The sequence below is a fragment of the Marinomonas vulgaris genome (genome assembly GCF_018145875.1).
GTDB lineage: Bacteria > Pseudomonadota > Gammaproteobacteria > Pseudomonadales > Marinomonadaceae > Marinomonas > Marinomonas vulgaris.
On the sequence record NZ_JAGSSV010000002.1, the window covers coordinates 82284 to 96105 of the forward strand.

Here is a 13822-nt window from a genome sequence, read left to right on the forward strand (position 1 = left end):
AGGGCGAATCTTACTGGTTTGATGTCGCTAATTTGAAAGAGTGTTGTGCTTTGACGGGTGAAGAAAAAAAGAAATTCGGTAATGTCATGATCATAGGGCTTGGCATGATAGGCGGCTCTTTTGCTAAGGCGTTAAAAGAGCGTGGCTTAGCGACGTTATACGGTGTTGATCGTCGTGAAGGCGAATTGGCGCTGGGCGTGTCAACAGGAGTGATTGATTATCCTGCGCAATTAAACGCTGACTATCTGTCTAAAATGGACGTGATTGTGTTGGCGACGCCGGTTCGAGCAATGGAGTCGGTTGTGGCTGATTTAAAGCCGTTTTTGTCCGAAAAAACTTTGGTGACCGATGTGGGTTCTACCAAGGGAAGTGTGGTGGAAGCGGTGCGTCGTGTTTATGGTTTTATGCCATCAAACTTTATTCCTGGTCACCCCATTGCTGGGGCGGAAAAAAGTGGCGTGCTGGCGTCTAACTCTAGTCTGTTTGAAAAGCACATGGCCATTGTGACGCCCTTGCCTGATAGCAACCCGGTATTGCTGGATAAGTTACATCGACTTTGGCGAGCGGTGGGTTCTGATGTGGTGAGCATGGATGTGGAGCATCACGATCATGTGTTGGCGTCATCCAGCCATTTACCACATTTACTGGCTTACACACTGGTAGACGCTTTGGCCAATGGAGAGCGTAGTCAAGATATATTTAAATTTGCGGCGGGTGGCTTCCGTGACTTTACACGTATTGCTTCAAGCGACCCTGTTATGTGGCGCGATGTTTTTATGGCCAATAAAGACGCCACATTGGCTACTTTAGACCATTTTACGGACCGATTAGCGGATATGCGTCATGCCATTGAGCAGGGTGATGGTGCCAGTATGTTCGGTGTCTTTACCAGGGCGAAATCGGCGCGAGATCATTTTTTACGCTTATTAGAGCAGCGTACCCTTGGCTCCATCAAAGAGGTTCGACCTGTTTCCATTGCTGTGTTACCTGCTTCAGTCATAAAAGGGCAAATATCTTTGCTGGGTGACAAATCTTTGTCACATAAAGTGATTACGATAGCGGCGCTCTCAGAAGGTGTGAGTGATCTACGCAATATTGATCTTGCTGGTGATGTGAAAATTACCATCCAAGCTTTTCGCGACATGGGTGTGGTTATCGAAGAGGCGGCCAATGATCATTTGCGCGTACATGGTGTCGGGTTACGTGGTTTAAAAGCGCCTATTGCGCCGATTAACGTGCATCAGTCTAGAGAAACCTTGTACCTTTTGTTGCCAGTGTTGGCAGGGCAGTCTTTTCCTGTTTCCGTAACGGCAGAAGGCGAATTGCTGAATCAGTCGATGAAAGATGTGTTTTCTGTGGTTCGACAGATGGGTGGCAAGGTGGAATCGGCGGTTGAAGATTGTTTGCCTGTGTATTTGGAGCCAGGCGACGCGCTCAATTTGTCCGTGACTCTGCAAGCGGGCTCTGAACGGCTTCGTATGGCCGCTTTGTTGGCGAGTTTGTACTCGCCTGAAAAAAGCCAAGTGGTGCCGTTTTTGTCGGGGTTATCTCACTGCGAAGTATTGCTTCGACAATTTAAAATGTCGATTGAGTCTAGTGAAGCAGGGTTGACCATTTTACCTTCTCCGTTAACGGCCACTAACGTGGTGTTGACTGGGGATGAATATGAAATGGCTTGGTTGGTGTTGTTGGCTAATATTTTACCAGGTTCTGAGTTAATCATTGAGAATGTGGGTTTGGATTCTGTATCGGTTGCCTTGTTGATGTTTATGGCGTCGATAGGTGCAGATGTGTCTTTGCCGCAACAGAGTGCATCGGGTTTGTATGAGGGTTCTGTTTCAGCGGGTTTTGCCGAGTTACACGCTTTCACTTTGAGCGCGGAGCAAAGTTATCAATTCAGAGACGAGTTGCCTTTGTTGTGTGTAGCAGCGGCGTACGCAACAGGTCAGAGCTGCATTAAAGGCATAAATGCATTGCCTTATTACTACGAAGACAGAGTATTGGGTTTGATTGATGCCCTTGAGCATATGGGTCTTTCAGTCACTTACGAGAAGGGCGACTTGTTTGTTCAAGGTGGTCTTCCACAGGGTGGAGAATTAGACAGCGCTGGCGACGATAAAGTGGCATTGGCGATGATTGCCCTGGGGGCTCGCAGTCATGCTTTGACAAAAGTGCATGATTGCCAAAAGTTATTAGAAGAATTTAATGAGTTAGAGGGTGTTGCTAGGCAATTAGGTTTTCATTGCACAGTAACGCAATAGTTTTTAAGAGGAAAAGTTATGATCAACCAAGGCCCGGTTATTACGATTGATGGTCCAAGTGGTGCGGGTAAAGGCACAGTCAGTCAATTAATCGCAGAAAAACTGGGATGGCACATACTTGACAGTGGTGCTCTGTATCGACTGTTGGCGCTAGCTGTAGCGCACCATGGCATGTCGGCTGACGATGTAGATACGCTTAAGGTATTGGCAGAGCATCTGGATATTCAATTTCAACAAACTGAACAAGGTGCGATAGATATCGTGCTGGAAGGCGAGGTGGTTACTCAGGCCATTCGCACAGAAGAGGTAGGTAATTGCGCGTCTAAATTGGCTGCAATCCCTGCAGTGCGTGAAGGCTTATTATTACGCCAGCGTGCTTTTTCTCAGTCGCCTGGTTTGGTGGCGGATGGTCGTGATATGGGCACCGTAGTGTTTCCTTCCGCGCAGATTAAAATATTTTTAACCGCCTCTGCTCAAGAGCGTGCCCAAAGGCGTGCTCAGCAATTGCAGCAAAAAGGTGAAACTGTTAATCTCGAAGCACTTATTAAGGTCATTGAGGAGCGAGATGAGCGAGACGCAAACCGAGCAATTGCGCCTCTTGTTCCAGCAGCTGGCGCTTTAGTGATTGACAGTACAGAATTGACCATAGAGCAGGTTGTCGAGATCATTTTTGCTGAAGCAGTAAAAGCGGGTCTGGTATAATCTGTTCTTTTTTGCGTCTACTTTTTTCTATCTAGAATGTGCTAGAATAGATCAATTGTTATCCAAGTCGATAAGGGTGCCAGCAAGCCTTTATCGCATCATTCAAAAAATTGACCCGCATCTGCTGGCGGTGTGGATATGACCTAGAGTTTTTAGGTCGACTATATAGGAAATACAATGACTCAAAGCTTCGCAGAACTGTTTGAAGAAAGCCTGTTAACCGTCGAAATGGCGCCAGGCTCAATTGTTACCGGTATTATTGTTGATATCGACAGTGAGTGGGTAACTGTTCATGCAGGTCTTAAATCTGAAGGCGTAATTCCTCGTTCTCAGTTTCTAACGGAAAGTGGTGAGTTCAACTTAAACATCGGTGACGAAGTAAAAGTTGCACTTGACGCTGTTGAAGATGGTTTCGGTGAGACTAAATTGTCTCGTGAAAAAGCAAAACGTGCAGAGACTTGGTCTGTGCTTGAAAAAGCTTACGAAGAAAACGCCATTGTTCATGGTGTTATCAACGGTAAAGTCAAAGGTGGCTTCACAGTTGATATCGCAAATATCCGTGCCTTCTTGCCAGGTTCTTTGGTAGATGTTCGCCCAATCCGCGACACATCACACTTGGAAGGTGTTGATCTAGAGTTCAAACTTATCAAGCTTGATCAAAAACGTAACAACGTTGTTGTATCTCGTCGTGCCGTTATGGAAGCGACTAACAGCGCTGAACGCGAAACACTACTTGCTTCTCTTGAAGAAGGTCAAGAAGTTAAAGGTATCGTTAAGAACCTTACAGACTACGGTGCGTTCGTTGATCTTGGTGGTGTTGACGGTCTTCTACACATCACTGACATGGCTTGGAAACGCATTAAGCACCCAAGCGAAATCATTGCTGTTGGCGATGAAATTGATGTTAAAGTCCTTAAATTTGACCGCGAACGTAACCGTGTGTCTCTAGGTCTTAAGCAATTGGGTGAAGATCCATGGGTTGCTATTAAAGCCCGTTACCCAGAAAACACAAAAGTTACTGCTAAAGTAACTAACTTGACTGATTACGGTTGCTTCGCTGAATTAGAAGAAGGCGTAGAAGGTCTAGTACACGTATCTGAAATGGATTGGACTAACAAAAACATTCACCCATCTAAAGTTGTTCAGATCGGTGATGAAGTTGAAGTTATGGTTCTTGACATTGACGAAGAGCGTCGTCGTATTTCTTTGGGTATCAAGCAGTGCACCATGAACCCATGGGAAGAGTTTGCTACTTCTTTCAACAAAGGCGATAAAATCTCTGGCGCAATCAAGTCTATCACTGACTTTGGTGTGTTCATTGGTCTTGACGGCGGTATCGACGGCCTTGTTCATCTTTCTGACCTATCTTGGGACGAAACAGGCGAAGAAGCAGTACGTCAATACAAGAAAGGCGATATGCTAGAAACAGTGGTATTGTCTATCGATGCTGAGCGTGAGCGTATTTCTCTAGGTGTTAAACAACTAGAAGAAGATCCGTTCCTAGCTTTCGTTGCAGAAAATGACAAAGGCACTATCGTAAACGGTACTGTTTCTACAGTAGATGCGAAAGGCGCTGTTGTTGTTCTTGCTGAAGGCGTTGAAGCAACGTTGAAAGTATCTGAAATCAGCCGCGAGCGTGTTGAAGATGCTTCCACTGTATTGAAAGAAGGCGACAAAGTAGAAGCAGCGATCATCAATGTTGATCGTAAAGCTCGTACTATTGCGCTATCTATCAAGCAGAAAGATGCAACTGAAGAAAAAGCAGCGTTGAAATCTCATTCTGAGAAGCAACAAACAGAGTCTAATGGTCCTACCACTATTGGTGATTTGATCAAAGCTCAACTAGAAAACCAAAACTAAGTTTTGATTTCTTGGTAATGAAAAAGCGGGCCTAGCCCGCTTTTTTTATGTCTATTTTTTGTGAATTTATTGACAGAAAAACTATACACATAACGTGTGGATAACCATGGGTATAGGCTTTGCGTATGTCGGTTAGCAATAGAGTTTAGCGCAGAGATTTTAGTAAGGTCTCCACGTCTTCGTTGTCCCATTGTTCCTTTTCTAGAAGTGCTTTTAGTGCGGCGTTGTTTTGTGCACTTTGGCGATTTTTTTGGAACTTCGCGAAATGGTAGTCTTTAATGAGGCGTTCGTCTTGTTTCGAGCGGTAAATGGGCGGGTTCTCGGCTTTGTTTTTGTTGGTCTCGTCGAGCTGGTCAATTTTTTTGTAAGTGTTTAAGAACTGTTTTTTGTTCATAAAGGCCTCGCTTACTGGTATTCGACTCGAATTATTTCGAAGTGATCGTTTCTTGCACACCACTTGATATTGGCATTCCATAAAGTGATGCCATGCTCTCTATCTAGCTGTTTTGCCATATATGAAGGCCTAGGGTCTTGACTCACCACTTGTTCAATTAAGGCCTTAATAGGGCGATTGTGCAAGGCTTCATATTCTGCACAGTGCACATTTGCTTGCTGAGTAAAGCAAACCTGTTTTGTTTGAACCGGACGCGGTGTTAATTCCGCTTTGGCTTCGTTAATTTGGTCAGCATAGGGTAAGTAAGGTTTTATATCCAGAACCGGTGTGCCATCAAGCAGGTCTGCTCCATGTAGGTCGATAAAAACCTTGTTGTTTTCTTGGTAGATACGTCCGATCTTTATCGCAGACAAGCCGATGGGATTGGGTCTGTGGGTCGCTCTTGTGGCGAAAACCCCCATTTTTTCTTTTCCGCCTAAACGAGGGGGGCGTATTTTTGCTTTCCAGTTTTCTGTCATGCAGGCATGAAAGACAAACTGCACCCAAATGTGAGAAAAGTTTTCAAGTCCATCTAGGGTGTCCATGCGATTGAAGGGCGGTAAAAGCTCAAGTCTAGCTGTCGCCTCAGTTACAAGTCCCGGTTGTCGCGGAATGCCGAATTTTTCTTTATAGCAAGAATGGACTATGCCAATGGTGTGAAATTGAAAAGAGTTAGGCAACGACAATGTGGGGTCCTTTCGTAGGAATATGCGCTAAATTGAATAAAATTGTGTGATATTATACTGCTTTGATTGAATGCGTCGCGACTTATTTACCGGTCTGCAATTTGTTTTTTTACTTTTAATAGAGCACAAACATGTCTTTAGAATCCTATATGAATCAAGTTGGTCTGCAAGCGAGATTTGCTTCTCGTCTGCTTGCAAAAGCATCCACACAGCAAAAGAACAGCGCATTGTTTGCCATGGCTGAGGCTTTAGAGCAAGCGCGACCTCGATTGATAGAAGAAAACGCCAAAGACATTAAAAATGGCGAAGAGAAAGGACTAGATGCGGCTTTACTGGATCGGTTGTTATTAGACGATGCTCGTATTAATGGCATGATTGAAGGGCTAAAACAGGTGGCTTCTTTACCTGATCCAATTGGTGAGATTTCCGATATGGTGTATCTACCATCAGGCATTCAGCGTGGCCAAATGCGCGTGCCTTTGGGGGTAATTGGTATTATTTACGAATCACGCCCTAATGTGACCATCGATGCGGCGAGTCTGTGCTTGAAGTCTGGCAACGCAACCATATTACGAGGTGGCTCTGAAGCGTTTTACTCGAATCAAGCCATTGCTCAAGCGGTAACGGCGGGTATTGTGGAGGCCGGTTTGCCTGAAAATGCGGTGCAGGTGTTAAATACCACAGACCGAGATGCGGTGGGTAAATTGATTACCATGCCTGAGTTTGTCGATGTGATCGTCCCTCGTGGCGGCAAAGGGTTGATTGAGCGTATTAGTAAAGATGCTCGAGTGCCGGTAATCAAGCATCTTGATGGTAATTGCCATGTATACATTGATAACGAAGCGGATTTAGAAAAAGCTTTTGCTATTGCCATGAATGCCAAAACACGTCGATATGGCGTGTGCAATGCTATGGAATCTTTGTTGATTCACGAGACCATTGTAAACAAAATTCTACCGAAACTGGCTGCTGCTTATCAAGAAAAAGGGGTGGCGCTAGTAGGTTGTGAATCGGCTCGTGCTGTCTGCCCTGACATTGATGTGGCCACAGAAGAAGACTGGTACACAGAATATTTAGCACCAAAATTATCCATTAAAGTTGTTTCTGATATGGCTCAAGCCATCGCTCATATTAATCAATATGGCTCTCATCATACCGACGCCATAGTGACGAATAACTATGTAAAAACACGAGCTTTTATGACAGAGGTGGATTCTTCTTCTGTCATGGTGAATGCGTCAACCTCGTTCGCCGATGGCTTTGAATACGGCTTCGGTGCAGAAATTGGTATTTCGACAGATAAAATCCACGCTCGCGGCCCTGTCGGTTTGCTTGGTCTGACTAGCCAAAAATACATCGTATTGGGTGATGGTCATACTCGTGACAACTAATACTCGGTTTATTGGTAAAAGCACTTCTGGGTTAGCAATTATGGGTGGAACTTTCGATCCAGTCCATAACGGTCACCTTCGAACGGCAGTTGAAATTTTAGACCGATATGGCTATTCAACACTGAAGTTGGTGCCCTGTTATCAACCCGTTCATAAAGGGCAGCCTGGTGTATCAGCGTCGCAACGGCTTGAGATGGTTAAGCTGGCGATTTCTGGCGATGTGCGTTTGAGTGTTGACGCTCGCGAAATTGACCGAGAAGGCCCAAGCTACACAGTCGATACGTTGCGCGATATTCGTGCTGAAATAGGGCCAGACGAACCGCTGATTATGGTGTTAGGGATGGACAGTTTCTTATCCTTGCCTACATGGTATGACTGGTCGACATTGATCGAATACGCACACCTTTTGATTGTATCTCGCCCCGGTTGGGAGCCTGATTTGATCTCCGAGTTGAGTGCATTTTGCGAAAAGCATCGTGCCGCTTCGTCGCATGAGTTACAATGCGCGCCTTCAGGACGGATCTGGTTCGAAACACTGACACCCTTGGGTATCTCTTCTAGCATGATTAGGTCATTGGCTCACAAGAACGAGTCGATCGCTTACCTGTTGCCGGAGCCCGTTCAAGAATACATAGAGCAACATCAATTATATCGATAGGATAACGTAACACTATGAGTCAGCTTAATCTTACAGCAGATCAAATTTTAGCTTTTGCTGTTGAAGCATTGGAAGATGTCAAAGGGGACAAAATTACAGTGCTAAATGTGGGAAACCATACCGACATGATGGATTACATGGTTATCTGCACGGGTACGTCTAAACGTCATGTTAACGCATTGGGTCAGAATGTATTTGAACATTTGAAGTCAAAGGGTCTTCAGCCACTGGGGTCTGAAGGTCGCGGCATGGGAAGTGACTGGGTATTAGTTGACCTGCATGATGTTGTGGTTCATGTGATGACCGAAGAAGCACGTGCGTTTTATGATTTGGAAAAACTTTGGGATATTCAACCTGAACAATTATAAAGGCTAGGTTCATGCGCGTTCGTTTGATAGCGGTTGGCAGTAAGATGCCAAAGTGGGTAACAGAAGGTTACGAGGAATATGCCAAACGTCTACCAAAAGACTTTGCGCTGGAGCTTGTGGAAATACCCATGTCACCTCGTGGTAAAAACACCGACATCCCCAAAGCGATTCGCAAAGAAGGCGATGCCATGTTGGAAGCCATTCCAGCAGGCGACAAGGTCATTGCCATGGAAGTGCTGGGTAAAGAATGGTCGACGGAGCAATTGGCTGATCAAACCGAGCAGTGGCGTATGGATGGTTATAATGTGAGCTTGTTGGTGGGTGGGCCAGATGGTTTAGACCCGAGGTGCACCGCAAGCGCAGACCAAGTTTGGTCTTTATCGCGTTTGACCTTGCCACACCCTATGGTGAGAATTTTGCTGGCTGAACAAATTTATCGAGCTTGGACGCTGATGAATAATCACCCATATCATAGGTAGGGTGAAACGGTGAGTCGTCGACATCAAAACTTTCGTAATTATCGTCAAGAACAGCGTTTAACTCAGCGTCGCGTAATAGCGGCCGCTGTGTTTGTGTTTTTGTTGGTAGCTGTATTGATAGGCCGCTTGTTTTATTTGCAGGTTATCGAATACGAACGCTACCAAACCAAAGCCGATGACAATCGGGTCATGCTGGTGACTGAGCCACCGCCTAGGGGGCTAATCTATGACCGAAACGGTGTAGTTCTGGCAGATAACCGACCGATACACAGTTTAACTGTGATTCCAGAACGTGTTGCAGATATGTCAGAGTTAAAAACCATCTTGTCTAGCATTGTCAGCATCACAGATGGTGAGTGGGATGATTTTGACCGAGCTTTGCAAGAGTACCGACGGCCTTATCAATCTATTACATTAAAATCACAACTGACGGATGAAGAGTGGGCTAAAGTTTCCGTTGATCTTTATAAATTAGATGGTATTCAGGTTGAAGCGCAGCTTACACGGTACTACCCCTATGGTGAAGCCTTTGCCCATGCGATTGGTTACGTAGGGCGAATTACCTCGAAAGATTTGGAAACCGTGGATCGTTTAGCCTATCAGGGTGCCTTGTTTATCGGCAAAACTGGCGTGGAAGGCTACTATGAGAAAACCCTGTTTGGTGAAGCTGGGCTGAATAAAGTGGAAGTGAACGCGCGCGGTCGAATTATGTCCGAGTTAGAGCGACAAACCCCAACCCCTGGAAAAGATCTTCATCTTTATTTAGACGCTAGGCTTCAGCAATACGCGTATGATTTACTGGGCGATTATACCGGTTCGGTTGTAGCCATTGATCCTGATACGGGGGGCATTCTTGCTTTAGTCTCTAAGCCTGGTTACGACCCGAATCTGTTTGTGCGTGGTATTTCCGTTAAAGATTACAGTTTGCTAAGGCAGTCTAAAAAACTCCCTTTGTTCAATCGAGCACTGCGTGGTGGTTATCCTCCTGCATCAACGATCAAGCCGTTTATGGCATTGGCGGGTTTAGAGTACGGCTTTGCGTCTTGGAGCGAGCAATATTATGCCAAAGGCTACTATCAAATTAATCCGGATGGGCGCCGCTACCGAGATTGGAAGCGAACGGGTCATGGCTGGATTGATCTAGAGCGTTCTATCATAGAATCAGTGGACACCTATTATTATCAACTTGCCAATAAAATGGGCATTACCCCTATTCATAACTTTTTGACCCGATTTGGTTTTGGTCAAGGTAACTTGCTGGATTTAAGAGGGGAAAGTTATGGACTATTGCCTTCCAATGAATGGAAAAAAGCCAAATACAAAGAGCCATGGTATCCAGGAGATTCGGTAAACGTTGGTATTGGTCAAGGGTTTATGGTGGCTACACCGGTTCAAATTGCATCGGCTACCTCGGCGTTGGCAGGCAAAGGGCATTATTTTTACCCCCGTATGGCAGAAACTATCAATGGCCTGCCGGCTGAATTTGATGATGGCCTTGGCGATGAGCATGAGATTGTGTTGAAAGATTCGCGTAACTGGGATCGTATGACCGACGCCATGCGTAAAGTTATCACTGACTCAAAGGGCACTGCGCGTCGATTGCGTGGTACAGAATATGACATTGCCGGTAAAACAGGCACAGGCCAGGTATTTAGTTTACAAGAAGATCAGGAGTACGACGCCGATACGCTAGATAGGCGTTTACACGATCACGCTCTGTTTATTGGTTATGCTCCAGCGAAAAAGCCTAAAATTTCTGTATTTGCTATTTTTGAAAATGGCGGCAGTAGTTCTAAGCCCGCTGACCTAACTCGACAATTGTTCGATGCGTATCTTCTCGATGATTACCCATCAAAATACGACTATTTAAAAGGCAATCCAGATGAGTGATAGCGTATATCGTCGTGTGATTGCGTTTACCAACGCGCGGCTATGGAAACTTGTCCACATAGATGTGTTGCTCATGGCATCTTTGTTGATTTTAATTGGCGGCGGCCTGTTTATCTTGTATTCGGCGTCGGGCCAAAATGTTGCCATGGTAGAAAGACAGGTCTTTCGACTGGCAATTGGGTTGATGGTGTGTTTGGTTTTGGCTCAGCTACCGCCTAAATACATGCGGCGCGCATCGCCTGCGTTGTTTGCTTTTCTCACGCTGTTGTTGGTTGGGGTCTTACTATTTGGCGTCGGTGCCAAAGGTGCTCAGCGCTGGTTGTCTTTGCCGGGTGGTTTGCGTTTTCAGCCTTCTGAAATTATGAAAATCGTTATGCCGATGATGATAGCTTGGTATTTTGCTCATAGGCAGTTACCACCGACCTTGAAACACATCTTGATTGTGCTGAGTTTGATTGCGATCCCCGTGGTGATGATTGCTAAGCAACCGGACTTAGGGACGTCTTTACTGGTCGCCGTGTCCGGTATTTTTGTATTGTTTCTGGCTGGTTTAGGATGGCGATATATTTTAGGGGCCGCTGCGATTGCGCCGCTTGCTGGTTATACTCTTTGGCAATTCATGCGCGATTATCAACGTCAGCGAGTGTTGACGTTTTTAAATCCAGAAAGCGATCCACTGGGGGCTGGCTGGAATATTATTCAGTCGAAAACTGCCATTGGTTCTGGCGGCCTATATGGAAAAGGGTGGCTGGAAGGCACTCAGGCTCAGTTGGATTTCTTACCCGAAAGTCATACGGATTTTATCATTGCCGTATTAGCTGAAGAGTTCGGCATGTTGGGCTGTGGTATGTTGATCTTGGCGTATTTGTTGGTGATTGGGCGTGGTTTGTATATTGCGGCTAACGCAGCTGATAACTATGCGCGCCTGCTGGCGGGCAGTTTGACTTTAACCTTCTTTGTTTACATGTTTGTAAATATTGGCATGGTATCAGGCATTCTCCCTGTGGTTGGGGTACCCTTACCTCTGGTAAGTTATGGCGGTACTTCTATCATTACCATCATGGCCACCTTTGGGATTTTAATGTCCATACAAACGCATAAGAGGGCAGTGTAATGAAAAAGCCAGTCATACTATTGTCATTGGTATTGGGTTTGACAGCATGTGCTTCTGTTAAGCCGATACCCTCCGTTCAACAGCTGGCCGTGAGTGACGCCTTACTTGAGGACATGCCATCAGAGTACACAGACTCCTACGCGGCCAACCCTGAAGTGCAGCAATTTATCACCCGTTTAACAAAAGAGCACGGCTACGACAAAGCCACATTGGAGCTGGCTTTTTCGCGTATTAAAGTCAGACCCAAGGTCATCGAGAAATCAGACAGCCAACCTGAAGTGATCACACCGTATTATCAGTATAAAACACGGTTTGTGAATGAAAATAGAGCCAAATTAGGTCGAGAATTTGCGCAACGTAATGCCAAGTGGCTGCAAAAAGCCGAGCAAGAATTTGGTGTGGAATCCAATGTGATTGTGGCGCTGATTGGTGTCGAAACTTACTACGGACGTATTACAGGCTCCAAAGATGTGTTCACTTCATTAACGACTCTTGCCTTTGACTACCCAAGAAGAAAAGCCTATTTTCAAAGCGAATTAGAGGCTTATTTGTTATTGGTAAAGCAAGAAGGTTGGCGAATTGGGGATACCAAGGGTTCGTACAGTGGCGCCATGGGCATGGTTCAATTCATGCCAAGTAATTATCAAAAGTTAGCAATAGATTATGACCAAGATGGCCATATTGATTTGTGGTATTCAGACGCCGACGCCATAGGCAGTGTGGCAAATTATTTGAAGCATCATCAATGGCAGTTTGAACAGCCTTGGTTTGTTACCGCTTATGTCACAGACCCGGTTGCGGTTGAGCAATATGTCAACCGAGGCCGTGAGCCGAGTGCTCAAATGAGTGAGTGGTCTGCACTAAATGTATTGCCAACGCAGACTTTCTTATCTCAAAAAACCGGATTGATTGGATTGCGTACATCCGAAGAAACCGTGTCTTATTGGTTAGCGTATAATAATTTTTTCACCATAATGGATTACAACCCCAGTCGACGGTACGCCATGTCTGTTTTGGAACTGGCTATGAGTATAGGGCGTTATGAAGGTCATTAAACTTCTGTGTATTGCAGGCATGAGTCTGTTGTTTTTAAGTGGCTGCATGAGCACTCGTCATGTGTTGGGCAAAGATGATGTAGATTACGACAAAGCCTCTGGCGGCGGACGTTATTCAATTCTGCAAGATCATGCGCCCAGCGGTGATATTAAGGTCGATCATCTACCAGATTTGGTGCCCAAGTGGGAACCCAAAAGTCGTGGTGGTAATAAAAGTCCATACGAAGTGTGGGGGAAAAAGTATTGGGTAATGGAGTCTGCACAAGGCTACAGCGCGGAAGGTACGGCGTCTTGGTATGGTAAGAAATTTCACGGTCATAAAACCTCAAATGGGGAAACATATGATATGTACGCCTTTTCGGCGGCGCATAAATCCTTACCATTACCGACTTATCTTAAGGTGACGAACCTTGAAAACCAGCGTTCAGTTATTGTTCGCGTAAACGACCGAGGCCCTTTTCATGGTGATCGTTTGATCGATTTGTCTTATGCCGCGGCAGCGCGTTTGGACTACCATAAAAAAGGTTTGGCGAGAGTACGAATTGAAGCCATAAACCCGGTTCAAGGGCAAACTTATCAAGCCCCAAGCAATATAGTGGTTGAACCTAAAACACCTATGAACGTCATAGCTTCTCAGGCTTCCACTGCTCCTGCCGTCGAATCCTCAAGCGTGACACCGACATTAACGTTTTCTCATTTACAAGTGGGAGCTTTCAGTGTTGAGGCGTCGGCTACTCAGCTAAAAACGCGACTTTTTGAGTCGTTTGATACCCAGGTTAGAGTCACCACCAATAAGCAGAACGATGGTTTATACAAGGTGCTGGTTGGCCCGTTTGAGAACGAAAACGAACTCACGCAATGGCAGCAAAAACTGCAACAAGAGGGTTTTGGTTCGCCTGTTCGAGTGGCGTTGGTTCCTTAAGTC

At 45.5% G+C, this 13822-nt stretch carries 13 protein-coding genes; 11 read left to right on the plus strand and 2 right to left on the minus strand.

The window, feature by feature from the left end:
* The first annotated feature begins 50 nt into the window (after window positions 1–50).
* From J9B83_RS02635 to rpsA, 3 genes are all read left to right on the plus strand, one after another.
* A complete protein-coding gene (locus J9B83_RS02635; RefSeq protein ID WP_236037074.1) occupies window positions 51–2261 on the plus strand; it encodes a bifunctional prephenate dehydrogenase/3-phosphoshikimate 1-carboxyvinyltransferase in 2211 nt (736 codons plus the stop codon).
* Window positions 2262–2279: 18 nt separating this feature from the next.
* Complete coding sequence (cmk, locus tag J9B83_RS02640) at window positions 2280–2963, plus strand: (d)CMP kinase (protein WP_211535179.1); 684 nt, start codon at window positions 2280–2282, stop codon at window positions 2961–2963.
* 177 nt (window positions 2964–3140) lie between these two features.
* Window positions 3141–4823, plus strand: coding sequence for a 30S ribosomal protein S1 (gene rpsA, locus J9B83_RS02645; protein ID WP_211535180.1), 1683 nt, complete (start codon window positions 3141–3143; stop codon window positions 4821–4823).
* A 145-nt stretch (window positions 4824–4968) separates the two neighbouring features.
* Here rpsA and J9B83_RS02650 read toward each other — a convergent pair whose 3' ends face one another.
* Window positions 4969–5217, minus strand: a complete 249-nt coding sequence (locus tag J9B83_RS02650; RefSeq protein WP_211535181.1) for a hypothetical protein — start codon at window positions 5215–5217, stop codon at window positions 4969–4971.
* An 11-nt stretch (window positions 5218–5228) separates the two neighbouring features.
* Entirely contained in the window at window positions 5229–5942 is a 714-nt protein-coding gene (gene tsaA, locus J9B83_RS02655) for a tRNA (N6-threonylcarbamoyladenosine(37)-N6)-methyltransferase TrmO (RefSeq protein ID WP_211535182.1), read from the minus strand.
* A gap of 131 nt (window positions 5943–6073) precedes the next feature.
* Between tsaA and J9B83_RS02660 the strand changes: the two genes are divergently transcribed.
* Genes J9B83_RS02660 through J9B83_RS02695 form a run of 8 tightly spaced genes read left to right on the plus strand, consistent with a single transcriptional unit; the run spans window position 6074 to window position 13819 of the window.
* Entirely contained in the window at window positions 6074–7333 is a 1260-nt protein-coding gene (locus J9B83_RS02660; protein WP_211535183.1) for a glutamate-5-semialdehyde dehydrogenase, read from the plus strand.
* Window positions 7323–7991 carry a nicotinate-nucleotide adenylyltransferase gene (gene nadD, locus J9B83_RS02665; RefSeq protein WP_328797685.1) on the plus strand — a complete coding sequence of 223 codons (669 nt, stop codon included), beginning with the start codon at window positions 7323–7325 and terminating at the stop codon, window positions 7989–7991. The genes J9B83_RS02660 and nadD overlap by 11 nt, the downstream gene beginning before the upstream one ends.
* A gap of 14 nt (window positions 7992–8005) precedes the next feature.
* A complete protein-coding gene (rsfS, locus tag J9B83_RS02670) occupies window positions 8006–8359 on the plus strand; it encodes a ribosome silencing factor (RefSeq protein ID WP_211535185.1) in 354 nt (117 codons plus the stop codon).
* A gap of 11 nt (window positions 8360–8370) precedes the next feature.
* A complete protein-coding gene (gene rlmH, locus J9B83_RS02675; RefSeq protein ID WP_211535186.1) occupies window positions 8371–8838 on the plus strand; it encodes a 23S rRNA (pseudouridine(1915)-N(3))-methyltransferase RlmH in 468 nt (155 codons plus the stop codon).
* 9 nt (window positions 8839–8847) lie between these two features.
* Window positions 8848–10728, plus strand: coding sequence for a penicillin-binding protein 2 (mrdA, locus tag J9B83_RS02680; RefSeq protein ID WP_211535187.1), 1881 nt, complete (start codon window positions 8848–8850; stop codon window positions 10726–10728).
* Entirely contained in the window at window positions 10721–11842 is a 1122-nt protein-coding gene (gene rodA / locus J9B83_RS02685) for a rod shape-determining protein RodA (protein ID WP_211535188.1), read from the plus strand. The genes mrdA and rodA overlap by 8 nt, the downstream gene beginning before the upstream one ends.
* The gene (gene mltB / locus J9B83_RS02690) at window positions 11842–12897 is read left to right on the plus strand and encodes a lytic murein transglycosylase B (protein WP_211535189.1); all 1056 of its coding nucleotides are present in this window, start codon (window positions 11842–11844) and stop codon (window positions 12895–12897) included. Before rodA ends, mltB begins: the two co-directional genes overlap by 1 nt.
* Window positions 12884–13819, plus strand: a complete 936-nt coding sequence (locus tag J9B83_RS02695; protein ID WP_211535190.1) for a septal ring lytic transglycosylase RlpA family protein — start codon at window positions 12884–12886, stop codon at window positions 13817–13819. The genes mltB and J9B83_RS02695 overlap by 14 nt, the downstream gene beginning before the upstream one ends.
* Window positions 13820–13822 lie beyond the last annotated feature (3 nt).

What these genes read in the sequence shown, in the direction of transcription:
- cmk (WP_211535179.1), top strand. Translation starts at nt 2,280, where the DNA reads ATGATCAACCAAGGCCCGGTTATTACGATTGATGGTCCAAGTGGTGCG.
- rpsA (WP_211535180.1), top strand. Translation starts at nt 3,141, where the DNA reads ATGACTCAAAGCTTCGCAGAACTGTTTGAAGAAAGCCTGTTAACCGTC.
- J9B83_RS02650 (WP_211535181.1), bottom strand. Translation starts at nt 5,217, where the DNA reads ATGAACAAAAAACAGTTCTTAAACACTTACAAAAAAATTGACCAGCTC.
- J9B83_RS02660 (WP_211535183.1), top strand. Translation starts at nt 6,074, where the DNA reads ATGTCTTTAGAATCCTATATGAATCAAGTTGGTCTGCAAGCGAGATTT.
- rsfS (WP_211535185.1), top strand. Translation starts at nt 8,006, where the DNA reads ATGAGTCAGCTTAATCTTACAGCAGATCAAATTTTAGCTTTTGCTGTT.
- rlmH (WP_211535186.1), top strand. Translation starts at nt 8,371, where the DNA reads ATGCGCGTTCGTTTGATAGCGGTTGGCAGTAAGATGCCAAAGTGGGTA.
- rodA (WP_211535188.1), top strand. Translation starts at nt 10,721, where the DNA reads ATGAGTGATAGCGTATATCGTCGTGTGATTGCGTTTACCAACGCGCGG.
- mltB (WP_211535189.1), top strand. Translation starts at nt 11,842, where the DNA reads ATGAAAAAGCCAGTCATACTATTGTCATTGGTATTGGGTTTGACAGCA.
- J9B83_RS02695 (WP_211535190.1), top strand. Translation starts at nt 12,884, where the DNA reads ATGAAGGTCATTAAACTTCTGTGTATTGCAGGCATGAGTCTGTTGTTT.